15 protein-coding genes are annotated in these 24,760 nt (G+C 72.5%); all 15 read left to right on the forward strand.

The features are described 5' to 3' along the window. The first annotated feature begins 10 nt into the window (after positions 1–10). Entirely contained in the window at positions 11–9,550 is a 9,540-nt protein-coding gene (locus tag D7X99_RS03780) for a flagellar hook-length control protein FliK (protein WP_121776502.1), read from the forward strand. A gap of 13 nt (positions 9,551–9,563) precedes the next feature. Then, positions 9,564–10,172 (forward strand): hypothetical protein, encoded by a 609-nt coding sequence (locus D7X99_RS03785; protein WP_121776503.1) that lies wholly within the window; start codon positions 9,564–9,566, stop codon positions 10,170–10,172. 57 nt (positions 10,173–10,229) lie between these two features. Beyond that, positions 10,230–10,925, forward strand: coding sequence for a 7-cyano-7-deazaguanine synthase QueC (queC, locus tag D7X99_RS03790; RefSeq protein ID WP_120574538.1), 696 nt, complete (start codon positions 10,230–10,232; stop codon positions 10,923–10,925). Further along, entirely contained in the window at positions 10,925–11,542 is a 618-nt protein-coding gene (gene ddpX, locus D7X99_RS03795; RefSeq protein ID WP_121776504.1) for a D-alanyl-D-alanine dipeptidase, read from the forward strand. Before queC ends, ddpX begins: the two co-directional genes overlap by 1 nt. 98 nt (positions 11,543–11,640) lie before the next feature. Then, positions 11,641–12,876, forward strand: coding sequence for a serine/threonine-protein kinase (locus D7X99_RS03800; protein ID WP_121753426.1), 1,236 nt, complete (start codon positions 11,641–11,643; stop codon positions 12,874–12,876). A gap of 52 nt (positions 12,877–12,928) precedes the next feature. Beyond that, on the forward strand, positions 12,929–14,548 hold the full coding sequence (locus D7X99_RS03805; protein ID WP_121776505.1) for a DUF1800 domain-containing protein: 1,620 nt from the start codon (positions 12,929–12,931) through the stop codon (positions 14,546–14,548). Continuing rightward, positions 14,545–15,783: a DUF1501 domain-containing protein gene (locus D7X99_RS03810; RefSeq protein WP_121776506.1), complete on the forward strand. Its 1,239-nt coding sequence runs from the start codon at positions 14,545–14,547 to the stop codon at positions 15,781–15,783. Before D7X99_RS03805 ends, D7X99_RS03810 begins: the two co-directional genes overlap by 4 nt. A 42-nt stretch (positions 15,784–15,825) precedes the next feature. Next, on the forward strand, positions 15,826–16,638 hold the full coding sequence (locus D7X99_RS03815) for an alpha/beta hydrolase (protein WP_121776507.1): 813 nt from the start codon (positions 15,826–15,828) through the stop codon (positions 16,636–16,638). A gap of 124 nt (positions 16,639–16,762) precedes the next feature. Then, complete coding sequence (locus tag D7X99_RS03820; protein WP_120561323.1) at positions 16,763–17,392, forward strand: methylthioribulose 1-phosphate dehydratase; 630 nt, start codon at positions 16,763–16,765, stop codon at positions 17,390–17,392. Beyond that, positions 17,389–17,934, forward strand: a complete 546-nt coding sequence (locus D7X99_RS03825) for an acireductone dioxygenase (RefSeq protein ID WP_120574542.1) — start codon at positions 17,389–17,391, stop codon at positions 17,932–17,934. The genes D7X99_RS03820 and D7X99_RS03825 overlap by 4 nt, the downstream gene beginning before the upstream one ends. After that, positions 17,931–18,632 carry an acireductone synthase gene (mtnC, locus tag D7X99_RS03830; RefSeq protein ID WP_121776508.1) on the forward strand — a complete coding sequence of 234 codons (702 nt, stop codon included), beginning with the start codon at positions 17,931–17,933 and terminating at the stop codon, positions 18,630–18,632. Before D7X99_RS03825 ends, mtnC begins: the two co-directional genes overlap by 4 nt. Before the next feature lie 42 nt (positions 18,633–18,674). Next, positions 18,675–19,559 carry an S-methyl-5'-thioadenosine phosphorylase gene (locus D7X99_RS03835; protein ID WP_120574544.1) on the forward strand — a complete coding sequence of 295 codons (885 nt, stop codon included), beginning with the start codon at positions 18,675–18,677 and terminating at the stop codon, positions 19,557–19,559. Between the two features lie 25 nt (positions 19,560–19,584). Beyond that, on the forward strand, positions 19,585–20,700 hold the full coding sequence (gene mtnA, locus D7X99_RS03840; RefSeq protein ID WP_121776509.1) for an S-methyl-5-thioribose-1-phosphate isomerase: 1,116 nt from the start codon (positions 19,585–19,587) through the stop codon (positions 20,698–20,700). Next, positions 20,697–21,341 (forward strand): class II aldolase/adducin family protein, encoded by a 645-nt coding sequence (locus D7X99_RS03845; protein WP_121776510.1) that lies wholly within the window; start codon positions 20,697–20,699, stop codon positions 21,339–21,341. Before mtnA ends, D7X99_RS03845 begins: the two co-directional genes overlap by 4 nt. Before the next feature lie 105 nt (positions 21,342–21,446). Then, on the forward strand, positions 21,447–24,650 hold the full coding sequence (locus D7X99_RS03850; protein WP_121776511.1) for a tetratricopeptide repeat protein: 3,204 nt from the start codon (positions 21,447–21,449) through the stop codon (positions 24,648–24,650). The last annotated feature ends 110 nt before the right edge of the window (positions 24,651–24,760 follow it).

Below are 24,760 nucleotides of genomic sequence, written 5' to 3' on the forward strand. Positions count from 1 at the left end.
GCCTCCTCCGATGGCCACCGATAGCGAGTCCCCCAAGCCCGTCGCGCCTGCTTCAGGCGCCGCCCCCGAGCTTCGCCTGTTGGATCGGCGTGCGTTCGTGGGCTTTCCGGCATTGGAGGTCCAGCCCGGGCTGCGCATCGCCGACTTCGCGCTCCAGATTCCGGACGTCAGCTTCCCGTTCAACGTCAGCGCGGGCGCCACGCGCTACCAGCGCAAGAAGCTGCTCTTCGGCTTCCTGGAGCTGACGGTCGACGCGGACCTCGTCACGCGCAAGGTGGCGGAGCTGGCCGGGCGGCTCGTGGGCATCGAGGAGCTGCGGCTGCACTTCCGCCCCGGCTACCTGGAGGGCCAGGGCCGGCTGCCGGCGCCGGAGCGCACGCCGTTCACGTTCAAGATCGCCTTCGACGCGGACGGGGACCGGCTGGCCGTCTACGTCTACGACGTGCGGCTGTATGGCTTCTCCGCCACGCCGTCGGTGCAGCTGCCGGGCCTGTTGTCCGAGGCCGTGGGCGCGCTGGGCCTGCTGCCGGACGTGGAGGTGCGCGGCGCCACCGGCTTCTCCACTCGCGTGCTGCCCTCGCTGTGCGAGCTGGCCTCGCTGAGCCGGGGCTACAAGGTGCCCACGCTGGACACCGCGCGCCTGTCCGCGGCGGAGGTCTCCAGCACCGGCCTGCGCCTGCGCTTCGCCGCCGGAGGGCTGCCGCCGCCCGCCGCTCCGGACGAGGAGCTGATGCTGGCGCTGGAGGGCGCTCGGGCCTTCGCGGACGCGGAGGGTCTGGTCGCGCAGGGGCGGCTCGCGGAGGCTCGGCAGGCGTACCTCCAGGCCGGGGACGCGCAGGACGCGCACCCGTTCGCGGCGGAGCGGTTGCTGGCGCTGCTCGTCGCGGATCCGCAGGCGCATGACCTGGCCCTGGACGTGGCGGCCACGCTGTCTCGCCGACGCGACCGCAGCCCCGCTGCGCTGTGGGGCGAGGCCGTGGTGCGCGAGCGCCGGGGCGAGGGTGCCCGCGCGGCGGAGCGCTACCTGGCGCTGTGCGCGCTGGCTCGACGGACCTCGGAAGAGGCCGCCGCGTTCTTCGCCGCCGAGGCCGCCGCGCGCTCCTCTCGCGACACCGCGCCGCAGGTGGCGGTGAAGGCGCTGCACGAGCTGCTGGGCCTCAAGCCGGACCACCTGCCGTCGTTGAAGGCGCTGGCTCGCGCGTCGGATCAGGCGCGCGACCGGGCTGGCGCGGTCAGGGCGTATCGGCGGCTCGCGGCCCTGGCTCGTGATCCGTTGGAGGCCGCGGACGCGCATGTGCATCTGGCGCGGCTGTGCGCTCAGACGGAGGACGACATCGCGGGGGCCCGGCTGCACTGCGAGGCCGCGCTGCGTCTGTCGCCGGACCAGCCGGACGCGCTGCTGCTGTTGGGTGAGCTGTGCCACCGCGGTGGTGAGCACCTGCGCGCGCTGAAGGCCCTGGACCGGCTGCGCGAAGTCTCCATGGCGCGCCATGAGCTGGACCGCGTGGGACAGGCGGACCTGCTCGCGGGCCGGGTGTGGGAAGAGGGCCTGAAGCAGCCGGAGAACGCGCTGCTGCGCTACCGCGAGGCCGTGTCGCTGCTTCCCGGTGAGCCGGAGCCGCTGTTCGCCTCCGCGCGCGTGGCCGAAGGACTGGGCAGGTTGCAGGAGGCCCTGAGCGGGTACCAGCAGGCGCTGGAGCTGGCGGGGCCTGCGCCGCGTTCGGAGAGCGTCCGTCACGCCGCGCACGAGAGTCACCATGCGCTGGCGCGCCTGTCGCGCACGAAGCTGGGCGACCCGGCGCGGGCGCGTGAGCACCTGGAAGCGGCGCTCGCGTTGGATCCTCGCGACGCGGTGGCGCTGGAAGAACTGATCCCGTACTTCCGCGTCACCGGCCGCTCGCAGGAACTGGCCGAGGCGCTGGAGAAGGCCGCCGCTCTCAAGGAAGAGCCGAAGGCCCGCGCCGCGCTGTGGGCCGAAGCGGGCGAGCTGTACCGGGGCAAGCTCCAGCAGGCGGACAAGGCCGACAAGCTGCTCACGCTCGCGCTGGAGGCGGATGGCGACCACCGGCCCGCGCTGGAGTCGCTGCTCGCGCTGGCCGAGGCCCGTCGTGACGGCGCGCAGCTCACTCGCTGCCTCGCGGCGCTGGCGCGGCTGACGACGGAGCCGAAGGAGCGGGCGCAGAAGTACCGCCGCCTCGCGGTGGCCGCGCGCGACCTGGCCTTCGATTTGGACCTTGCCGTGCACGCGCTGCAGGAGGTGCTGCGCGCGGAGCCGGACGACCTGCCGGCGCTGGGCGAGCTGTGCGCGTTGCAGCGCAAGCGCTCCGACCTGGCGGGGCTCGCCACCGCGCTGGAGGACCGCGCGCGGGTGGCGGAAGCGCAGGGCGACAAGCGGCTGGCGGCGGCGGCGCTGCGTGAGCTGGCCGGCGTGCTGGAGGCGCGGCTGGGGCGCGTGGGCGACGCGCTGGTGGCGCTGGAGAAGGCCGCGCGGCTGGCTCCGGACGCGGCGGTGCTGCTGGACCTGGCGGACCTGAGCCTGCGCTGCGAGCGGCCCGAGCACGCCCGGCGCGCGCTGGAGTCGCTGCTGGCCACGCTGCCGCGCACCGCGGCTCCGGAGAAGCTGGCGGACGTGCGCGCCCGGCTGGGTCGTGCGTGCGAGCTGCTGGGTGACCGCGAGGGCGCCATCGCCGCGTACGCGCAGGCGTTCCCGCTGCGGCGGCTGGACGACGTGCTCGCCACGCGGCTGGAGGCCCTCTACACGGAGGCCGGCGAGACGCAGGCGCTGGCCGAGCTGTGGGCCACGCGCGCGCAGGCTCTGTCCGGCGCGGACCGTTCGGAGGAGGCGGCGCCGCTGTTCCTCCAGAGCGCTCGGGCCCTGCTGGAGCGCGGAGAGAAGGCCGCCGCGCTGATGCGCCTGGCCTCCGCGTTGGAAGCGAGCCCCGAAGGGCCGCTCGCCGCGGAGGTGCTGGAGGCCCTGGCCGAGCTGGAGCTGGAGCGCGGCGAGAAGCTGGAGGCTGCGCGGCTGTACGCGCGGCGGGCCACGCTGGTGCCGGATGCTCGGGCGGGTTCGAAGCTGCTCTTCCGTGCGTCGCTGCTGGCCGCCGGCACGAGCCGCGAAGAGGCCTTCCTCGCCGAGGCGCTGGAGCGCGACGCGACGTTCGCGCCCGCACGCGTCCGCCGGGGCGAGCTGCGGCTGGCCACGGATGCCCGCGCCGCGCTGGAGGACTTCGAGGCGGTGCTGGCGCTGCCTCCCGCGGACGTGGATGCCCCGCGCGAAGCGGAGCGTGTGGCCCTCACGCGCAAGGCCGCCACCGCCGCAGTGCGCGCGAACCGCACGGACGCGGCGAGGCGCCTGCTCGCGGAGTTCTGCGCGCGCACGCCGGAGGACCTGGACGCGCGGCTGGAGCTGGCCGCGCTGCACCGCAAGGCCGGCGCCCGCGAGGCCCTGGCGGACCTGCTGGTGGAGCTGTGGCCGCGCCTCTCCGGAGACGCCCGCCGTCAGGCCCGCCGGGAGCTGGCCGAGCTGTGCCTCGCCCTGGGCCGCGCGAGCGCCTCGGCGGATTCGCTGCGCAGCCTGCTGGTGGAGGAGCCGCAGGACGCGTGGGCGGCGCAGGCGCTGCTGGAGCTGCTGCCTCCGCCCGGCACGGGCACGCCGGAAGAAGAGTCCGAGCGGCTGGAGTTGCTGGGCACGCTGGTGTCCGCCGCGTCGGGTGAAGCCCGCGCCGAGCTGCTCGCGCGCCGGGCCATGCTGCACCGGAGCGCCGGCCGCACGGGTCCCGCGCGCGACGACTGCGCCCAGGCCGCGAAGCTGTCGCGCCGGCCCGCGCCGCTGCTGCTGATGCTGGCGGAGCTGGCGCGCGAAGCGTCTGACGCGCCCGCCGAGCTGGATGCGTGGCGCCGCGCCGTGGCCGCCGATGCCACCCTGGGCGCCCGTGCCCGGGAGCGGCTGCTGGCCCTGGCCACCGTGCTGCTGGAGAAGGACGAGCGCGCCTCCGCCGGAGACGCGCTCCGTGCCGCCATCGCGCTGGAGCCGCCCGCCGACGCGCGGTGCGATGCCTTCTTCCAGCTCGCCGAGCTGGCCCGCCGCGACGGCAAGCCCTCGGACGAAGCCGCCGCGCTGGCCGAGGCCGCACGCCAGGGGCCCATCGCCCGCCGCGTGGAAGCGCTCCTGATGCGCGCCGCGCTGCTTGAAGGCCAGGGAGACCGCGAGGCCTCCGCGCGCGACCTGGAAGCCGCGCTCGGCCTGGCACCGCGCCACGAGGAAGCCACGCTCGCGTTGCAGCGCGTGCTGCGCGACCTGGAGGACTGGGCCCGGCTCGCGGAGTTGCTCGCCGCCGAGGCGCCCCATGCTCCGCCCGCGGCCGCCGCGTCGTTGTACTCGGAGCTCGCGAGCCTCTACCTCGATCGGTTGGGGCAGGGTGCGCCCGCCGAGGCCGCGCTGCGACAGGCGCTGCGGCTGACCCCGGCGGACGCGGCGGTGCGCCGTCGGCTGGTGTCGCTGGTGGCCGGTCGCGGAGAGTTGCTGGAGGCCGCGGGCCTGCTGGAGGCCGCGGCGGAGGACGCCGACGCCGCCGAGGCCGCGGCGCTGCTGCGCGAGGGTGTCACCTACGCGAGGCAGGCCCAGGAGTTGGATCGGGCGCTGGCCCTGGCGCGTCGCGCGCATGCGCGGGTGCCCGCGAAGGGCGAGGACCTGGCCACGCTGGCGGACCTGCTCTACCTGCGCGGCGCGGTGCGCGAAGCCCTGCCGTTGCAGGAGGCCCTGGTCCAGGCGGCGGACTTCCGCGCGGCCCCGGAGGCGGCGGAGGCCACGAGCCTGCGCCTGGGCGACCTGGCCGAGCAGTCCGGCGATGTGAAGCGCGCGGTGACCGCGTACCGGTACCTGCTCACGGAGCGCCCGCTGTGCGAGCGCGCCGTGGAGCGGCTCTCCGCGCTGCTGGAGCGCGACGACCCGCGCGGTGCCTTCGAGGTGCGCGTCGCCCACGCGCGCGTGCTGGCGCCGTCCGAGGACACCGTCGCGCGGCTGGTGTCGCTGGCGGAGCGGGCGCGCGAGGCGCTGGCGGACGCGGGCATCGCCGCATCGCTGCTGTCCCACGCGGCGCAGATGGCGAAGGCGCCCCTGCCGCTGCGCCGTCGGCTCGTCGCCCTCTACCGCGAGACGGGCCGCACGTCGGAGCTCCTCGCGGAACTCCAGCCGGTGGCAGCGCTCAGCCTCCAGGCGGGGGACGTGGACGCCGCGCTCGCGGCCTACGACGAGGAGGCCCGGCTCGCGGAGTCGATGGGCCGCGCGGACGATGCGCTGCGCTCGCTCGCCAACGCCCGTGACCTGCTCGCCGCCGGTGAACGCAACGCCGAAGCCGCCGCGTGCGAGCGCCGCCGCGCGGAGTTGTTGCGCGACGTGAAGCTGGACCTGAACGCCGCGGAGGCTTCGCTGGAGCGTGCCTTCGGGTTGGCCGCGGAGCTGGACACCGCGCGCATGGGCGCGGCCCTGGCCGAGCGCCGCGACGACGCTGCCGCCGAGGCCCGCTGGTGGGAGCGCGGGCTGCCCCGGATGACGGGCACGCGTGAGGGCGCGGCGGTGCTGCTGCGCCTGGCCCGCCTGAACCTGGGCGAGCTCTCGGACACGCCGAAGGCGGAGGGCTTCCTGCGCCAGGCCCTGCGCCAGGACCGCTGGCTCACGGAAGCGGAAGGTCTGCTCGCGGAGCTGCTGGAGCGTGACGGCCGCATCGCGGAGCTGGCCGCCTGGTACGAGGAGTGCGCGGAGTCGGAGCTCGACGCCGACCGTCACGCGGCGCTGCTGTACCAGGCCGCGGTCCTCTACCGCGACCGCGCGAACAAGCCTGAGTCCGCCGCCGCCGCGCTCATCGCCGCCCGCGCCGCGAAGCCGGACGACCTGAACCTGACCGCGCAGGCCGCGGAGCTGCTGCACCAGGTGCGCCGCCCCGCGGACGCCGCCGAGTTCGACGCCATCCTGTTGGAGGCGGATCCGTTCCGCGAGCCCGTCTTCACGCGCCACCGCGCCTTCCTGGAAGAGAGCGGAGAGCGTCAGGCCCTGGCCGAGCTGATGCTCCGCCGCGCCGAGCGCCAGACGCCCGCCGAGGCCGCCGCGAGCTACCTCGCCGCCGCGAGCGCCTTCCGCGAAGAGGGTGCCCGCGAGCGCGCCATCCTCTGCGAGGACCGCGCCTTCGAGCTGGATCCCGCCAACGCGGAGGCCTTCCAGCACGTGCGCGAGCGCGCCGCCGGAGACGTGCGCCGGCTGGCGGACCTGCTGGGCCAGCGCGCGGAGGCCGTGACCCCCGAGGACGCGCTGCCCCTGTTGCGTGAGCGGGCTCAGCGCCTGCTGGACGCGGGCGAAGCGCTCAAGGCCGCGGAGGCCTTCGACGATTACCTGGGCCGCGCGGGCGGTGACGTGGACGCCCTCTGCGCGCGCGCCGAGCTGGCCGCCCAGGGTGGAGGCCCCGCCGCCGCGCAGCCGTATGACCGACGGGTGCTGGCGCTGGGCGGGGACTCGCTGCCGGTGCCGGTGCGCGTGCGCACGTGGCTGCGCCTGGGCCATGCGTCGCTCGCGTCGGGCGCGTTCCACGACGCGGCGGATGCCTTTGAAGCCGTGGTGTCGCTGGAGCCGGAGGGCGCGCGCGGCGGTGAGGCGCTGTCGCTGCTCGCGGAGGTGCACTCGCGCACGGGCAACGGCCCCGGGCTGTACCGGGCGTCGTTGCAGCTGGCGCGCAGGGCCCAGGACGCGGCGACGGAAGAGGTGCTGCTGCGCCGCGCGGCCGACCTCTTCGATGACCCGCGCGAGGCCATCGACGCGCTGGTGCCCCTGGCCCGGCTGCGTCCGGCGGACGCGGGCGTCATCGACCGTGCGGTGGAGGGCCTGCGCGCCCTGGGCCGCCACGGCGACCTGCTGGGCATCTACGAAGCGGGCGCGGAGGCCGCGGGAGGCTCGCGCGCCGCGGAGCTGCTGCTCGCCGCCGCGTCCGTGGCGAACGAGTCGCTGTCGGACGCGGACACGGCCTGGGCCCTCACGCGCCGCGCGGCGGAGGCGGATCCGGAGAACCCGGCCGCCCTGCGCGCGCTGGTGGACGGCCTGCGTGCGCGCAAGGAGTCCGCGGAGCTGCTCGCCGCGCTGGAGCGGCTGATTCCGCTCACGGACGACGCGGACGAGTCCGCGGTGCTCCGGCTGGAGTTCGCGGGGCTGGCGAAGGACGCGACCCGCGAGGAGGCCGCTCGCGACGCGCTGGAGGTCGTGGTGGCTCGGGGCGCTTCCGGTGCCGGCTACGCCGACGCGCTGGAGGCCCTGGAGCCGCTGCTCGGTGACGCGCACGCGCGCCGCGCCGAGGTGCGCGTGGCCCGCGCGGAGCTCTCGTCGGGCGAGCAGCGCGTGTCGCTGCTGGTGGCCGCCGCTCGCGCCTTCGAGAAGGCGGGGCTGCTGGAAGACGCGTTGAAGGCCGCGAAGGCCGCCGTCGCCACGGAGCCGGACCTGCGCGCCGCGCTGCTCGTCGCGCACCTGCACCGCGCCTCCGGAGACGCGCCCCGGGCGGCCCGCGCGCTGTTGCAGGCGGCCCGGCTCGCCGCCCCGGAGGAGCGTCCCCCGCTGCTGCTGGAGGCCGCCGGCCTCTGGGAGAAGGCGGGCGAGATGGGCGAGGCGCTGGAGGTCGTCGAGCGCATCGCCACCGACGCGCCGGACATGCTGTCCGCGACGGAGCTGGCCGAGCGCTTCGCACGCCTGGGCGCCTTCGCGCGCGCCCTGGACGTGGGCTTCGCGCCCGCCATGGCCGCGGGCGAGTACACCGACGCGCTGGCCATGGCCGCGCAGGCGGGCGACGTGCCCCGCACGCGCGTGGCCCTCTGGGCCCTGGTCGCGACGCCGGACGCGGACCCCGCTCACGCCTCCGCGCTGGCGGACGGACTGCGCGAGGACGCGGAGTGGGAAGGCCTGCTGGAGCTGGCGGCCCTGTCCTACGAACGTGACGCCGCCTTCGCCGTGGCGCTGCGGGACGAAGTACTGCGCGCCCGTCCGGCCCCGGTGTTCGCGCGCCTGCGCGCCCTGGAGGAACTGGGCGGAGAGCCCGGACTCGGCGCGCGCCTGATGCTCCTGCTGCCGGAGCTGGGCCTGGAGCCGGAAGCCCTGGCCGAAGCGGTGCTCGCCCGCGTGCGCGCGCTGCCGGAGTCCGCGAGGCTGGAGTCCCTGGCCTTCGCCGCGGACGGCTGGCCCGCGCGCCGCGAGGAGCTGCTGCGCGAGCGCTACACCCTGGAGCGCGAGCTGGGCCGCCTGGAGTCCGCGGAGCGCACGCTGGCGCTCATCGCCCAGGACACGAAGGACGCGAAGGCGCGCGCGCTGCTGCACCTGGAGCGCGGTGAGCTGCTGCAAGGCCCGCTGGCCCAGCCCGCCGAGGCGCGCGAGGCCTTCGAGGCCGCCCTCACCGACGACGCGGACAGCCTCGCCGCCGTGCAGTCGCTGCTCGCGCTGGTGGACGAGGCGCGCGAGTCGACGGTGTTCCTCACGCTGGCGGACACCCTCGCGAAGCTCGCGGGCTCCGACGCGTGGACGCCGTACCGCGAGCGCCTGGCGGACGCCTACGAAGCGCAGCAGCGCTGGGCCGAAGCGGCCTCGCAGCTGGAGCAGCTCCCGGACACGGACGAGCGGCTGGCCCGTCGCGTGAAGTTCGCGGAAGCGCGCGGCCTGGTGGGCGAAGCGCTGCGGCTGCGCGAGCGCCTCACTCAGGACCCCGCGGAGCTGGAGGTCATCCTCCGTGGCTACCTGGACGCGCAGCTCGTGGGCCCGGCGGTGCGCCTGGCGGAGCGGCTCGCGGACGCGAATCAGCTCACGCCCGCGCTGACGCGCTGGGTGACCGAGCGCTTCTCTCCGTCCCCGGACGGCGCGGTGCTCGCGGTGCGCTTCTGGCCCGCGCTCCTGCGTGAGAAGTGGCCGGACGTGGACGGCTGGACGTTGTACGCGGAAGCGCTGCACGCCCTGGGACGTCCGGAGGCGGAGCGCACGGACGGCATCGGCGCCGCGCTCGTGAGCAGCGACGCCCCGGCGCCGCGCGCGCCCGTGTCCCGGCTGGAGCGTGTCGCGCAGGACTTCCAGCACCCGGAGCCGGATGGCCTGGTGCCGGTGACGGAGTCGAGCCTCGCGCGGCTGCACGTCGCGCTGAAGCCGGTGCTCGAGTCGCTGGGCGCGGAAGCCGTGCGCGTCTCCGTCGACCCGCGCGGCGGCGTGGAGGCGTACCTCACGTCGCCGGACGCGCTGGTGCTGGGCGCGGGCGCGCTCGGCTGCTTCGGCGCGGTGGAGCTGGGCTGGCTGTGCGCGCTGGCGCTGGCGCTGGGCTCGGAGGGCGTGGAGCTCACCCGTCCCGGCGCGGTGCTGACGTGGGAGGACGCGGCGGTGGCGGCCTGGCGTGCGATGCCCGCGACGCTGGCGGCGGGGCGCGTGCTGGCGCGGCTGGACTCGGACGTGCGTGGCGGTGACCCGGCCAGCGTGGATGTGGGTGCGGTGCTGTCCCGCAGCGAAGCCTTCCGCCAATTGGCCCTGGCGTCGCTGGACGCCTAACCTGGAGCGCCTCATGCACCTGAAGCGACTGGCAGTGGCGCTCTTCCCCGCGGCGGCCCTGGCCGTGGCGGTGGGCTGTTTCTCCGACCCCGTCTACCCGGGAAACCAGGTGATGGGGACGTTCCGCTTCCAGGCGAAGCTGGACGCGGCGCGCACCACGTGTGACGCGGGCGCGCGAGACTTCGCGCAGCTGGACGACGCGGGCAGCTTCTACTTCGAGGGCACCTTCTCCCGCGACACCGACGCGGGCACGGGCTTCTTCACCGTGCAGGGCTTCTCGCGCGACGCGGGCTACACCGGCCAGAGCGTGTCCTCCACCCACCGCGCCATCGCGCGCCGCGACTCGTGCGGCACCGGCTGCGAGGACTCCGAAATCGAGGAGGCCATGAACGTCATGCTCCTGAGCGACAGCCAGGCGCGCAACGTGGCCCGCGACTGCAAGCGCCTGGACGGCGGCGTGCCGGAGGGCGACCTCCCCGCGCCCACGGAGAACGGCTACGACGTGTCGCTCGCGTGCGGCTCGCTCACGGACATCTTCCTGCCCGGCAAGGGAGCGAGCTGCAAATGCAACCCGGTCACCTGCACCACCGTGTACACGGTGAGCGGCGACCGCATCGACTGAAGCACCCGGGGCCTGTCTCCGTCGTGTAACGTGCGCCGCCCCGAAGTGGAGGATGGAATGGCGAAGCGTGCGGTGGTGCTCCTGTCCGGAGGCCTGGACTCAACGACGTGCCTGGCGATGGCGAAGGCGGACGGCTTCGAGCCGGTGTGCCTGTCCATCGCCTACGGACAGCGCCACTCGGTGGAGCTGGAGCGGGCGAAGAAGGTCGCGGCCATCATGGGCGTGCGCGACGTGCGCGTGGTGACGGTGGACCTGCGGCAGGTGGGCGGCTCCGCCCTCACGGATGACATCCCCGTGCCCAAGGACCGCTCGGAGGACGACATGTCCCACGACGTGCCCGTCACCTACGTGCCCGCGCGCAACGCGCTGTTCCTCTCCATGGCGCTGGGCCTGGCGGAGGTGGTGGGCGCCACGGACCTCTACATCGGCGTCAACGCGGTGGACTACAGCGGCTATCCGGACTGCCGCCCGGAGTTCATCCGCTCCTTCGAGACCATGGCCCAACTGGCCACCAAGGCGGGCGTGGAGGGTGCGACCTTCAAGGTGCACGCGCCGCTCTCCGGTCTCACCAAGGCGCAGATCATCCAGGCCGGAGTGAAGCTGGGCGTGGACTACGGGATGACGCACTCCTGCTACGACCCGGACGCCCAGGGCCGGGCGTGTGGCCGCTGCGACAGCTGCCTCCTGCGCGCCAAGGGCTTCCAGGAAGCGGGCGTGCCGGACCCCACCGTGTACACGGACGGGGTGCGCTGATGCGCGCCGCGGCGGGCCTCACGCTGACCCTGGCGCTGCTCGGAGGCGCACCGAAGGCCGCGCCGAAGGTGGAGCTGGTGGACGCGACCACCGTCATCCCGGACCTGGTGCTGGACCTGCGCTACGCGACGAAGGACAACTTCCTCAAGCGGCAGGTGTACCCGGACGGTGCGCGGTGTCTGTTGTTGCCGGACTCGGTGAAGCGCCTGACGCAGGCCGCGGACGCGCTGCGTCCCCAGGGCTACCGGCTGAAGGTGTACGACTGCTACCGGCCGCGCGCGGTGCAGTACGAGATGTGGAAGATCCTCCCGAAGCCCGGCTACGTGGCGGACCCGCGCAAGGGCTCCAACCACAACCGGGGCGGGGCGGTGGACCTGACCCTGGTGACGAAGGACGGGGCGGAGGTGGAGATGCCCACCCCCTTCGACGACTTCACCCCCGCGGCGCACCACGGCTACACCGGTGGCACCCCCGCCTCACGCGAACACCGCGAGGTGCTGCGCAAGGCCATGGAGGGCGCCGGCTTCCAGCGCAACCGGATGGAGTGGTGGCACTACGACCTGCCCGGCGCTACGAAATTGCCGGTGCTGGACGTGCCCTTCACCCCGGCGGGGTGACGCCTGGCCGCCTGCTGGCCTTGTAGTTTCGCGCGTTTGCATCATGGACTGCGCGTATGTGGGCGCGCGCGGGGAGTGCCTGCTATTCCTGGCGTCCCATGAGTCAAACGCTCTCGGTCGGCCTGGAAAACACGCTCATTTCTCCGTCCTCCGGGGCGCAGCTGGCGCCTACGCTCGCGCCTGGGGGTTCCACGACCCAGCGCCGCAACACGGTGCTGCCCCGGGTGGAGTGGAAGGGCCAGCAGCCCAGCGTGGTGCCGCTGCAGCGCGAGCGCTTCGAGGAAGTGCGTCCCCTGGGGCAGGGCGGCATGGGCGAGGTGGTGCTCATCCGCGACCACGACATCGAGCGGGAGGTCGCGCTCAAGCGGCTCCCTCCGGGCGCGGACCTGGACCGCGTGCTGCGCTTCGTGGAGGAGATCCGCACGGTGGGCATGCTGGACCACCCGAACATCGCGCCCGTGCACGACGTGGGCGTGGATGAGCAGGGCCGGTACTACTTCCTGATGAAGCACCTGAAGGGCGAGACGCTGGAGTCCATCATCGCCCGGCTGCGCCACTCGGAGCTGGACGCGCTGGTGCGCTATCCGTTCCAGGTGCGGGTGCAGATCTTCCTGGGCGTGCTGCACGCGGTGTCGTACGCGCACGGCAAGGGCTTCATCCACCGCGACATCAAGCCCGCGAACATCATGGTGGGCCCCTTCGGCGAGGTGACGGTGCTGGACTGGGGCCTCGCGCGCCGCGTGGGTGCGGCCTCCGACAGGGCCCTGCCGGCTGGCACGCCGACGGACCTGCACTCGGCCCGGCCGCTGCACACGGAGCTGGGCTCCGTGGTGGGCACGCCGCTCTACATGTCCCCGGAGCAGGCGCGCGGCGAGCACGACACGATGGACGCGCGCAGCGACGTCTACAGCCTGTCGGTCCTCTTCCACGAGCTCTTGTCGCTGTCGCACTACCTGGACGGCATCCAGTCGGTGCCGGACATCATGACGGCGGTGCAGACGCGCACGCTGGACATGGGGTCCATGCACAAGAACAGCGCGCAGGGCCCGGTGCCCGCGGAGCTGATGTGGTTCGTGAAGAAGGGGATGAGCAAGGACCCCAAGGAGCGCTTCGAGTCCGTGGACGACATGGTGGCGCAGCTGCAGGCCGCGCTGGAGGGCCGCATCCATGTGCACTGCCAGCGCACGATGCTGAAGAAGACCCTGCACAAGGGCCTGCGCGCCGCGGACCGCAACCCCATGGCCCTCACGGCCGCGGGCTTGGTGGGCGCGGGCCTGGTCATCGCGTCGGCGGTGAACCTGGGCATGTCGCTGTTCGGCGCGATGCTGCACTGAGTTGAAGGCAGGCTCGTAACTTCCGGGCGCGTCCGGGGTTGAATGCATCACCATGCGCGCCCTCCCTGTCTGGCCCCTGGTGGCCGTGTGCCTGTCGTGTGCGTCACGGTCGCAGGTCACGGCACCTGAAGCGCCTGCGCCCTTCGACGAGGCGCGCGCGGTGCACGTGCTGCAACGGCTGGCGTACGGCCCCTCGGCGAGCGACCTGTCGGAGATGAAGCGGCTGGGCGTGGAAGGGTGGGTGGATGCCCAGCTCCAGCCCGCGTCTGGTGATGCGCTGCCACCCGGGTTGAGCGCGAAGCTCCAGGCGTTCCCCACGCTGGGCCTGTCGATGGCGCAACTCGTGGAGGACTACCCGAGGCCGCCCCCGGAGATGCCACGCGAGGAGAAGCGCGAGCGAGGCCCGGCGCGCGTCGTCTTCGAGCGTTCCTCCGCGAGGGTGCTGCGAGCCGTGGAGAGTCCGCGCCAGTTGGAGGAGGTGCTGGTGGACTTCTGGTTCAACCACTTCAACGTCTCCGAGGACAAAGGCGCGGTGAAGTGGCTGGCCACGTCCTACGAGCGCGACGCCATCCGGCCGCACGTCTTCGGCACGTTCCGGGAGCTGCTGGGCGCGACGGCGCACCACCCGGCGATGCTCTTCTACCTGGACAACTGGCGCAGCACGCGTGAGGGCCTGAGCCAGGAGGAGCTGCGCCACCCGCGCCGCTTCCGCCGTCAGGCCGCGATGATGGAGGACGCGGAGGACGAAGAAGAGGCGAAGCCGAAGCTGGGCCTCAACGAGAACTACGCGCGCGAGCTGCTGGAGTTGCACACGCTGGGCGTGGACGGAGGCTACACGCAGGACGACGTGCGCGAGGTCGCGCGCTGCTTCACGGGCTGGAGCATCCGCCAACCGAGGAAGGACCCAGGCTTCATCTTCCGCAAGGTGGCGCACGACGCGGAGTCGAAGGTGGTGCTGGGCCAGGTGATTCCAGCGGGAGGCGGGGAGAAGGACGGGGAGCGGGTGCTGGACCTGCTGGCGAGTCATCCCGCGACAGCGCGTCACGTGGCGCGGAAGCTCGCGCAACGCTTCGTCGCGGATGAGCCCTCACCGGAGTTGGTGGAGCGCGTGGCGAGGGTGTTCCTCGATACGAAGGGAGACCTGCGCGCGGTGTATCGAGCGCTGTTCCAGTCGCCGGAGTTCCAGTCGCCGCAGGCGCGGGCCGCGAAGGTGAAGACGCCGTTCGAATACGTGGTGTCCGCGCTGCGAGCGACGAACGCACAGGTGGAGGTGACGCCCCGCCTGCTGCGTCATCTGGCCCTGATGGGAGAGCCGCTCTACCGGGCCCCCGCGCCCACGGGGTTCCCGGAGGTGGCGGAGCCCTGGGTGAACAGTGGAGCGCTGGTGGCGAGGCTCAACTTCGGTCTGGACCTGGTGGGAGGCCGGCTGCCCGGAGCGCGTGTGTCATTGGACGCGTTCGCGCCGAAGCAGGCGCCCTCCGCTGTTGAGTGGGTGGACGGCCTGGGACAGACGCTGCTGGGCGCGAAGCCATCGGAGGAGACAAGGGCGACCATCCTCGCGGCGCTGGCGGAGAAGCGAGAAGCCGCGAGCGCCGTGGATGAAGCGCCACCCGTGGACGTGCCTCTCATCGCGGGGCTGCTGCTCGGCTCGCCGGAGTTCCAGAAACAATGACGACACGACTCTCCCGCAGGCAGCTCCTTCAAGCCCTGGGCATGACGGGCGCGGGCCTCGTGCTGGCGCCGTCCTTCCTGTCCCGCGCCTGGGCCGCGAGTCCTGGTGATGCGCCCACCCGTCGCGCACTGGTGACGGTGTTCCTGCGAGGTGGCGCGGACGGCCTGTCGCTGGTTCCACCCGTTGAAGACGACGCCTATCAGCGCGCACGGCCCACGCTCGCGCTCAAGTTCCAGGGCGAGCACGCCGCACTGAAGCTCACGGGCCCCTTCGGTCTGCACCCCTCGCTCGGCGCCCTGATGCCCCTGTGGTCGGAAGGGAAGCTCGCGGTGCTCCCCGGCGTGGGGCTTCCCGTCACGCCACGTTCGCACTTCGACGCGCAGGACTTCCTGGAGTCCGGCACGCCGGGACGCAAGTCCACCGCGGACGGCTGGCTCAACCGCGCGCTCCTGGACGCGAAGGACGACTCACCCCTGCGCGCAGTGGCCCTGCAACCCACGTTGCCGCGAGCCCTCTACGGCAACGCGGGGGCCCTCGCGATGGGGCGGTTGGAGGACTTCCGGCTGCGCACCGGACGCCAGCATGGCGACGCGCGCCAGGGCTTCTCCGCGCTCTACTCCGGCGCGGTGGATCAAGCGCTGAAGGGCGCGGGCGCGGACGCCTTCGAGGCCCTGTCGAAGCTGGACGGAGCCCGCCTCGCGAAGCTGCCCGTTACTCCCGGCGTGACGTACCCGGGGACGCCGCTGGCCCGCCGTCTCCAGGACATCGCGCGTCTCATCAAGGGCGACGTAGGGCTGGAGGTCGCCGCGACGGAGATGGGCGGTTGGGACACGCACGTCGCCCAGGGAGTCACCCAGGGCGCGTTCGCGAGGCGCTGCGAGGAGTTGGGCAACGCGCTGGCCGCGTTCGCGGCGGACCTGGGCCCGAAGCTCGACACCGTGACGGTGCTGGTGATGACGGAGTTCGGCCGCACCGTGAAGGAGAACGGCAATCAGGGCACCGACCACGGCGTGGGCGGCGTGATGGTCGCGCTCGGCGGCGGCGTGAAAGGCGGCGTGCACGGTCGCTTCGAATCCCTCACGGTGGATCGCCTCCAGGACGGCCGGGACGTGCCCTCCTGGACCGACGTCCGCGCCCCCCTGTCCGAGGCCCTCCGCGCCTGCCGCCCCAGCGTGGCCCTGGCGAAGGTGTTCCCCGGCTACCGGGAGGACCGGGTCCTCGGGATGTTCACCTGAACCGTGTCGCCCCGGACGCGCACGGTGTGATGGACTGGCGGCGTGCAACGCTTCCGCCGCCTCCTCATGGCCTTCGTCCTCGTCACTGGCATGCTGTACCTCGCGCTGTGCGCCCTTGCCTTCGCCGCGCAGCGCTCCCTCATCTACCCCGCGCCCCACACGGAGCCCGCGAACCTGCGCGACCAGCCGGGCTTCGGCGTGGTGCCGCTGGCCTCAGGCCTCAACGTGGACCGCTTCTATCTGCCCGCGCCTCCGGGAGCCCGCACCGTGGTGCACTTCCACGGCAACGGCGAGCAGCTCCTGTGGCAGCAGGGCCTGGGCCAGGCGCTTGGGGACGTGGGGTTGGGCTTCCTCGCGGTCGAGTACCCCGGCTACGGCGCGTCGCCGGGCAGTCCGTCCGAGGCGGGCCTGTACGCGTCCGCGGAGGCCGCGCTCCAGTTCCTTCGTGAGCAGGGCGTGAAGCCGGAGGACATCGTGCTCAGCGGACGCAGCCTGGGCACCGGCGTCGCCGTGGAGATGGCCCGGCGCGGATACGGTGCACGCATGGTGCTGGTGTCCCCGTACACGTCCATGGTCGCCATGGGCCAGCGCACCATCCCCTTCCTGCCCGTGTCGCTGCTGATGCGCGACCGCTACCAGTCGCTCGACAAGGCCAAGGACATCCCCATCCCCGTCCTCATCATCCATGGCGAGCAGGACGAAGTGGTCCCCGTGGACATGGGCCGCACGCTGGGCCAGCGCTTCCCGCACGCCCTCGTGGTGACCGTGCCAGGCGCGGGCCACAACGACGTGCTGGAGCGGGAGGGTCAGCAGGATCTCGCGCGGCTGGCCAGGTTCGCGCTCGACGGCAGCTGAGCGGCCCGGCAGGACGCATGACGTCCTGCGTTGCGTTCCCTTGCGCCTACCGGTGAGCGCCGGATTATGCTCGGTGTCATCAACGCGATGTTTCATCGCGTCCTCAAGCTCCCCCGAGGGATGGATGAGCATCGACCCGGCCCCCGCCGCGACCCTGTCCGAAGCGGCCCGTGAAATCGTCGAAGTGGGCCGCTTCCTCAGCGTGCGCAACTTCGTGCCCGCCACCAGCGGCAACTTCTCCCGCAGGCTGGATGCCCGCACCGCCGCCGTCACCCGCTCCGGCGTGGACAAGGGCGAGCTGGTGGAGGCGGACATCCTGGTCGCGGACATCCACGCGCCGCCGCCCAAGGGCTCGTCCGCGGAGACGCCCCTTCACCTGCAGCTGTACAGAGACCGGCCGGAGGCGCAGGCCGTGCTGCACACGCACTCCGTGGTGGCCGCGCTCCTGTCGAACCTGCGACTGCCGGAGGGCGAGCTGGTGCTCCAGGACTTCGAGCTGCTCAAGGCCCTGGGCGACACGCGCACGCACGAGGCGGCGGTGTCCATCCCCATCTTCCCCAACGACCAGGACATCCCCCGGCTCGCGGACAAGGTGACCGCGATGCTCGCGAAACGCACGGACCTGGTCGCGTATCTCATCGCCGGCCACGGGCTTTACACCTGGGGCCGGAGCATGGCCGAGGCCCGCCGCCACGTCGTGGCGCTGGAACACCTGCTGACGTACGAACTCGAGAAGATGAAGGTGCGGCGATGAGCAAGCTGATTGTCTACAACGACCACCAGCCGGAGGCGCCGCTGGGCGTCTTCACCGAACCCGAGGACATCCGTCGCGAGCTGAAGCCCGCGGGCGTGCGCTTCGAGCGCGTGGACGCGTCCGTGGACCTGCCGGACGGCGCGGGCCAGGAAGAGGTCCTCGCGGCCTACAAGCACGTGGTGGACGCGGAGATGAAGGCCCACGGCTACAACACCGTGGACGTGGCGCGCATCAAGCCGGACGCCCCCAACGTGGAGGCCGCCCGCGCGAAGTTCCTCTCCGAGCACGCCCACACGGAGGACGAGTCGCGCATCATGGTGGAGGGCAGCGGCTGCTTCTACCTGCACGCGGGCGACAAGGTCTTCCAGGTGGAGTGCACGCGAGGTGACCTCATCAGCGTGCCGGAAGGCATGAAGCACTGGTTCGACATGGGCGCCGCGCCCCGGTTCGCCGCCATCCGCTTCTTCATCCGCCCGGACGGCTGGGTAGGCCACTTCACCGGCGAGACCATCGCCGAGCGCTTCCCGAAGTACGCGCCGTGAGTGCCCCCAAGGCGGTCGTCACGGACATCGAAGGCACCACCAGCTCCATCGCCTTCGTGAAGGACGTCCTCTTCCCCTTCGCCCGGAAGCATCTGGCGGAGTACATCGCCACGCACGGGCAGCAGGCCGCCGTGCGCCAGTGCCTGTCCGACGCCCGCACGCTCGCGGGCGAGCCCGGCCTGGACGAGGTGGGCACCGTCGCCCTGCTCCAGCGCTGGCTGGACGAGGACCGCAAGGCCACGCCGCTCAAGACGCTCCAGGGGCTCATCTGGGCGGATGGCTACGCGCGCGGCGAGATTAAAGGCCACGTCCACGCGGACGCGGCCCGGGCCCTGCGCGAATGGCACGCGAAGGGGATGCGCCTGTATGTCTATTCCTCCGGCAGCATCGCCGCGCAGAAGCTCATCTTCGGCTACAGCGTGGAGGGGGACCTGACGCCGGTGTTCTCCGGCTACTTCGACACCACCACCGGGCCCAAGGTGGAGGCGGCGTCGTACACACAGATCGCCCAGTCGCTGGGGCTTGCGCCCGGCGACATCCTGTTCCTCTCCGACAACACGGCGGAGCTGGACGCGGCGAAGCAGGCGGGCTTCCGCACCGCGGCGCTGGACCGGGGCGAGGTGGCCCTGCCGCCGGGCCACGGGCACCCGGTGTTCCACGACTTCACGTCGCTCGACCCGTTCGCGCACGTGTCTTGAATTGATTCCTCATCCCGAGCTTTCCCGGAGCGGAGCCCCCCCATGTCGAGTTCCAACAAGCCCGTGCTGGGCATCATCGGCGGCAGCGGCCTGTATCAGATTGATGGCCTGACGGATGTCTCGTGGCGCCGGGTGTCGTCGCCGTTCGGTGAGACGTCGGACGAGTTCTGCTTCGGGCGCATCGGCGACCAGCCGGTGGTGTTCCTGCCGCGCCACGGTCGCGGGCACAAGATTCCGCCGTCGGAGCTGAACTTCCGCGCGAACATCGACGCGCTCAAGCGCAGCGGCGTGACGGACATCCTCTCCGTCTCCGCGGTGGGCAGCCTGCGGGAGGATTTGCCGCCGGGCACCTTCGTGGTGGTGGACCAGTTCGTGGACCGCACCTTCGCGCGCGTGAAGAGCTTCTTCTCGCAGGGGCTGGTGGCGCACGTGTCCATGGCGAAGCCCACGTGCTCGCGCCTGGGTGACGCGGTGATGGCCGCGTGCGAGGGCCTGGACATCAAGGTCGTGCGCGGCGGCACGTACCTGGTGATGGAGGGCCCGCAGTTCTCCACGCTGGCGGAGAGCAAGATGTACCGGCAGTGGGGCTGCGATGTGATTGGCATGACCAACATGCCGGAGGCCAAGCTCGCCCGTGAGGCGGAGATCTGCTACGCGAGCGTGTCGATGGTCACGGATTTCGACTGCTGGCATCCGGACCACGACGCGGTGACGGTGGACCAGGTGATCGCGGTGCTGCTGGGCAACGCGGGCAAGGCGCGCGGGGTGGTGAAGAACATCGCGCCGCTCGTGAGCCAGCACTCCACCCCGTGCCACGCCGGCTGCCAGACGGCGCTGGAGCACGCCATCATGACGTCGCCCGACGCGCGCGACCCGGCCATGGTGGAGAAGCTCTCCGCGGTGGCGGGCCGCGTCCTCAAGCGCTGAACGGCCGAACAAGGAAGACACGGCGATGAAAGTCCAAGGCGTTCCGATGCGCTCCATCTGGGTCGAGTCCGACGGCTGGAGCGTCGGCGTCATCGACCAGACGCGCCTGCCGCACGCGTTCGTGAAGGTGAAGCTGTCCACGGCGGACGAAGCGGGCCACGCCATCCGCAGCATGCTGGTGCGCGGCGCGCCGCTCATCGGCGCCACGGCGGCGTATGGCGTGTGTCTGGCCATGCGCCAGGACGCGTCCGACGGCGCGCTGGAGAAGGCGCTGACCATGCTCCGGGCCACGCGGCCCACGGCGGTGAACCTGCACTGGGCGCTGGATGGGATGCGCCAGGTGCTCGCACCGCTGAAGCCGTCCGAGCGCGTGGAGGCCGCGTACCGGCACGCGGCGGCGCTGTGCGACGAGGACGTGGCCATCAACCGCGCCATCGGCGAGCACGCGCTGAAGCTGTTCCAGGAGGCGTGGGACAAGAAGGGCCGCAAGGGACGGCTCAACGTGCTCACGCACTGCAACGCCGGCTGGCTGGCCACGGTGGACTGGGGCACGGCGCTGGCGCCCATGTACCTGGCGCACGACGCGGGCATCCCCCTGCATGTCTGGGTGGACGAGACGCGCCCGCGCAACCAGGGCGCGGTGCTGACGGCGTGGGAGCTGGGACAGCACGGCGTCCCGCACACGGTCATCGCGGACAACGTCGGTGGGCACCTGATGCAGCACGGGGAAGTGGACCTGTGCATCGTCGGCACGGACCGCACGACCGCGCGCGGGGACGTGGCGAACAAGATTGGCACGTACCTGAAGGCGCTGGCCGCGAAGGACAACGGCGTGCCGTTCTACGTGGCGCTGCCGTCGCCCACCATCGACTGGACCATCCAGGACGGCGTGAAGGAGATCCCCATCGAGCAGCGTGACGGCACGGAGCTCAGTGACGTCACGGGCCGGCTGCCTTCGGGAGACATCGCCACGGTGAGGATTACGCCTCCGGGGAGCCCCGCCGCGAACTACGCGTTCGACGTGACGCCCGCGCGGCTGGTGACGGCGCTCGTCACGGAGCGCGGCGTGTGTCCCGCGACGGAGGAGGGGATGCTGTCCCTCTTCCCGGAGCGGCGCGCTCAGCGGAGCCCCGCGAAGTGAGCGGGGCGGGGGGCCACCAGGCACTGCGCGAGGCGATGGTGGCCACCTCGCGGCGGATGAACACCTCCGGGCTGAACCAGGGCACGTCCGGCAACCTGAGCCAGCGGGTGGAGGGCGGCTTCCTCCTCACGCCGTCCGGGATGAACTACGAGACGATGACGCCGGAGGACCTGGTCCTCATGCGCTTCGACGGCTCGCACGAGGGCCACCGCAAGCCGTCCACCGAGTGGCAGCTGCACCGGGACATCTTCCAGGCGCGGCCGGAGGTGGGCGCGGTGCTGCACACGCACAGCATGTTCAGCACCACGCTGGCCTGCCTGCGCCGGGGCATCCCCGCCTTCCACTACATGGTGTCCGCGGCGGGCGGCACGGACATCCGGTGCGCCGAGTACGCCACCTTCGGCACGCCGGAGCTGGCGAGGCACATGATGGTGGCCCTGGTGGGCCGCAAGGCGTGTCTGCTGGCCAACCACGGCATGGTCGCCGTGGGCATGGACCTGGCCGCGGCCTGGAAGCTGGCGGTGGAGGTGGAGACGCTGGCGGCCATGTATTGGCGCGCGCTCCAACTGGGCGAGCCCGTGGTGCTGGACGACGCGGAAATGGAGCGCGTGTTCCAGCAATTCCGGGGGTATGGCCAGTAGGCGTCGCTCCGCGCACATGTTCCTGCATGATTCTTGGGGTCCCTGCCTCTAAGTCGGACAGGGGGGAGGCGGCTGGGTCAGCCTCGGTCTCCAGGAGGAGTCGGCATGCGGTGGGTTCTCGGGTGCATGGTGATGATGGCACTGGGGTGTGCCTCGCTCATGCCGGTGGGGCGGGAACCCTCGGATCCGCGGCTGAAGGACGCGCTCCAGGCCTACGAGCAGTCCGCGACGCTCTACGAGGAGGGTCGGTACGCGGAGGCCGTGGCGCCCGGTGAGCACGCCCTGGCGCTGCGGGAGGCCGTGCTCGGGGGCGCGCATCCGGACGTGGCCTACTGCCTGAGCCTGCTGGGGGAGGTGTACCGCCTCCAGGGAGACTTCGCCCGGGCGGGCGTCGTCCACGAGCGCGCGCTGGCCATCCGGGAAGCGGTGGTGAACGACGACGCGGTGAAGGCCGTCACGGTGGCCAGGCTGCTCGGCTTCGCCGCCTCGCCCACCATGGAGACGGACCGGCAGGCCGGGGGCTTCTACGACCATGGGCACGCGATGTCCCGGCGGACGAACAACCTGTTCAGCCTGGACAAGCGTCGCCGCATGGGGGCGTTCGCCAGCCAGGAGGTGACCCTCAGCGAGAACCAGTCCGCCTTCGCCGAGTCCCTCAACAACCTGGCCAACCTCTACCAGCAGCAGGGGCTCTACAGCCGCGCGGAGCCGCTCTACTCGCGCGCGTTGGATTTGCGGGAGACGGTGCTCGGCAAGCACCACCTCACCGTCGCGGACTCGCTCAACAACCTGGCGCTGCTCTACCGGGAGCAGGGGCTGTATGGCCGGGCGGAGCCGCTCTACGTGCGGGCGCTCGCCCTGCGCGAGTCGGCGCTGGGCAAGGAGGATCCGCTGGTCGCGGACTCGCTCGACACGCTGGCCACGCTCTACCAGGACCAGGGGCAGTACGGCCGGGCGGAGCCGCTGGGCCTGCGCGCGCTCTCCATCCGGGAGGAGGCGCTGGGCAAGAAGCATCCGTTGGTCGCGGACTCGCTCAACAACCTGGCCAATCTCTATCAGGACCAGGGGCTGTACGACCGGGCGGAGCCGCTCTACGCGCGGGCGCTGGCCATCCGTGAGGCGGCGACGGACGGCAGCCCTACGGACCTGGCCGCCGCGCTCAACAACCTGGCCACGCTCTACCAGGCGCAGGGGAAGTACAGCCAGGCGGAGCCGCTCTACGCGCGGGCGCTCCGGCTCTGGGAGAAGGCGTTCGGAACGCACCATCCGCACGTGGCGGCGTCGCTCAACAACCTGGCCACGCTGTACCGGAAGCAGGGGAAGTACATCCAGGCGGAGCCGCTCTACGCGCGGGCGCTGGCCATCTGGGAGGAGGTGCTCGGCAAGAAGCATCCGGACGTCGCCGGCTCGCTCAACAACCTGGCCACGCTCTACCGGGACCAGGGGAAGTACAGCCAGGCGGAGCCGCTCTACGAGCGCGCGCTGGCGATTCGTGAAGCCGTGCTGGGCCGGAACCATCCGGACCTCGCGGCGTCGCTCAACAACCTGGCGCTCCTGCGTCTGGCGCAGCACCGCCTGGACGACGCGGTGCCCTTGTTCACGCGCGCCTTCGGTGTCTCCGAGCAGCGCCTGCGTCGCGAGGCGCTCGAGTTCTCCGAGGCGCGGCTGGCCAGCTTCCTCCAGCACCTGCGCGCGGACGAGGAGCAGCTCTACGCGCTCGTGCGAGCGCACCCGGACTCCGCCAACGTCCGGCGTCTGGCATTGAGCGCCGCGCTGCTGCTCAAGGGCCGCTCCGTGGAGGAAACGGCGGACATCTCCCGAGCGGTCTACCGGAGCCTGGGCGCGGAGGAGCGAGGCACCTTCGAGCAGCTGCGCAAGCTGCGAACCCAGCTGGCCAGTCTCTCGCTCCACGGGCCCGGAGCGCTCACGCCGTCCTCCTATCAGCGACAGCTCACGGCGCTGACCGAGCAGGGCGATGCGTTGGAGGCGACGCTCGCCAGCCGTTCCGCGCCGCTGCGCGCGTTGGCCGCGCTGCCCGCGCCGGATGACATCGTCGACCGCGTCGCGGGAGCCCTGCCGGACGATGGTGCCCTCGTGGAGTTCATCACCTACGAGGACCGTCCCCTCGTGTTGGGAAGGGGCACGGCCCAGCTCCGCTGTCTGGCATTGGTGCTGCTGCCCGACGGGAACATCCGCGCGTTGGACCTGGGGCCCGCGGCGCCCATCGAAGCCGCGGCCTCCAGCCTGCGTGACGCGCTGGCCCGCCGGGACGCCGCCTTCGAGGACTCCGCGCACGCGCTCTACCGGCTCGCGTTCCAGCCGCTGCTCCCGCTCTTGGGGAAGGCCCGCCGCCTCTTCCTCTCACCGGATGGTCAGCTGGCGCTGGTGCCCTTCGCGGCGCTGCACGACGGGCGGCGGTACCTGGTGGACAGCTACGACTTCACCTACGTCACCTCCGGGAAGGATCTGCTGCCCCGGCCCCAGCAGCGGAGGCCGGCGTCCTCGGTGGTGGTGCTGGCGGATCCCACGTTCAACACGGGGCTCCAGGCGTCCCCGCTCCCCGCGGGAGGCGCGTCCGTGGTGGCGGAGCGTTCGCCTTCGCTGCGGCGCGAGGACCTGGTGGCGCGTGACTGGGCACCGGTGCCGCTGCCGGGCTCGCGCGAGGAGGCGGAGGCCATCCAGCGCCTGTTCCCGCAGGCGCAGCTGTTCCTGGGACCGAAGGCGACCAAGGAGCGGCTGCTGCACCTGAGCACGCCGGGCATCCTCCACCTGGCGACCCACGGCTTCTTCCTGGAGGACGCCGCCGCGCCCGAGAACGCGCGAGCCGTCGCGACCTTCGGAGCGCTGGGAGAGGATCCGCAGGCCGCGCGCCCGCCGGATCCGCTGCTGCGCTCCGGCCTGTTGCTCGCGGGGGAGACGGAGAAGAGTGCTTCCGACAGCGCGCTGGTGACGGCGCTGGAGCTGGCGGGCCTGGACCTGTGGGGCACGCAGCTGGTGGTCCTGTCCGCGTGCGACACCGGCCGTGGTGCCGTCCGGCGCGGCCAGGGCGTCTACGGCCTGCGCCGGGCCTTCCTGGTGGCGGGCGCGGAGACGGTGGTGATGAGCCTCTGGAAGGTGGACGACGCGACGACGCGCACGTTGATGGAGACCTACTATCGCCACCTGCTCGGCGGCGAGGGCCTGGCCACGGCGCTGCGTGAAGCGATGCGGGAGCTGCGCAGGGCGCAGCCCCATCCGCACTACTGGGCGCCCTTCATCGCCATGGGGCGGGATACGCCGCTGCGGCTGCTCGACCATCGAGTGCAGTAGTTGCTGTAGCCGATCCAGGACTCCGGGCCGTAGGCGAAGCGTAGGGTCAGGCCCTGGATGCTTCCAAGGTCACTGATTAAAGCGATGGCTTCAGCGTCGGATTCGAAGCG

The sequence above is a fragment of the Corallococcus sp. AB032C genome, from assembly GCF_003668935.1.
Classification (GTDB): Bacteria; Myxococcota; Myxococcia; order Myxococcales; family Myxococcaceae; genus Corallococcus; species Corallococcus exiguus.

Bases quoted from the DNA above. Each gene is read 5' to 3' on its own strand.
- D7X99_RS03780 (WP_121776502.1), top strand. From the start codon at position 11: ATGGCCACCGATAGCGAGTCCCCCAAGCCCGTCGCGCCTGCTTCAGGC.
- D7X99_RS03785 (WP_121776503.1), top strand. From the start codon at position 9,564: ATGCACCTGAAGCGACTGGCAGTGGCGCTCTTCCCCGCGGCGGCCCTG.
- queC (WP_120574538.1), top strand. From the start codon at position 10,230: ATGGCGAAGCGTGCGGTGGTGCTCCTGTCCGGAGGCCTGGACTCAACG.
- ddpX (WP_121776504.1), top strand. From the start codon at position 10,925: ATGCGCGCCGCGGCGGGCCTCACGCTGACCCTGGCGCTGCTCGGAGGC.
- D7X99_RS03800 (WP_121753426.1), top strand. From the start codon at position 11,641: ATGAGTCAAACGCTCTCGGTCGGCCTGGAAAACACGCTCATTTCTCCG.
- D7X99_RS03805 (WP_121776505.1), top strand. From the start codon at position 12,929: ATGCGCGCCCTCCCTGTCTGGCCCCTGGTGGCCGTGTGCCTGTCGTGT.
- D7X99_RS03810 (WP_121776506.1), top strand. From the start codon at position 14,545: ATGACGACACGACTCTCCCGCAGGCAGCTCCTTCAAGCCCTGGGCATG.
- D7X99_RS03820 (WP_120561323.1), top strand. From the start codon at position 16,763: ATGAGCATCGACCCGGCCCCCGCCGCGACCCTGTCCGAAGCGGCCCGT.
- D7X99_RS03825 (WP_120574542.1), top strand. From the start codon at position 17,389: ATGAGCAAGCTGATTGTCTACAACGACCACCAGCCGGAGGCGCCGCTG.
- D7X99_RS03835 (WP_120574544.1), top strand. From the start codon at position 18,675: ATGTCGAGTTCCAACAAGCCCGTGCTGGGCATCATCGGCGGCAGCGGC.
- mtnA (WP_121776509.1), top strand. From the start codon at position 19,585: ATGAAAGTCCAAGGCGTTCCGATGCGCTCCATCTGGGTCGAGTCCGAC.
- D7X99_RS03850 (WP_121776511.1), top strand. From the start codon at position 21,447: ATGCGGTGGGTTCTCGGGTGCATGGTGATGATGGCACTGGGGTGTGCC.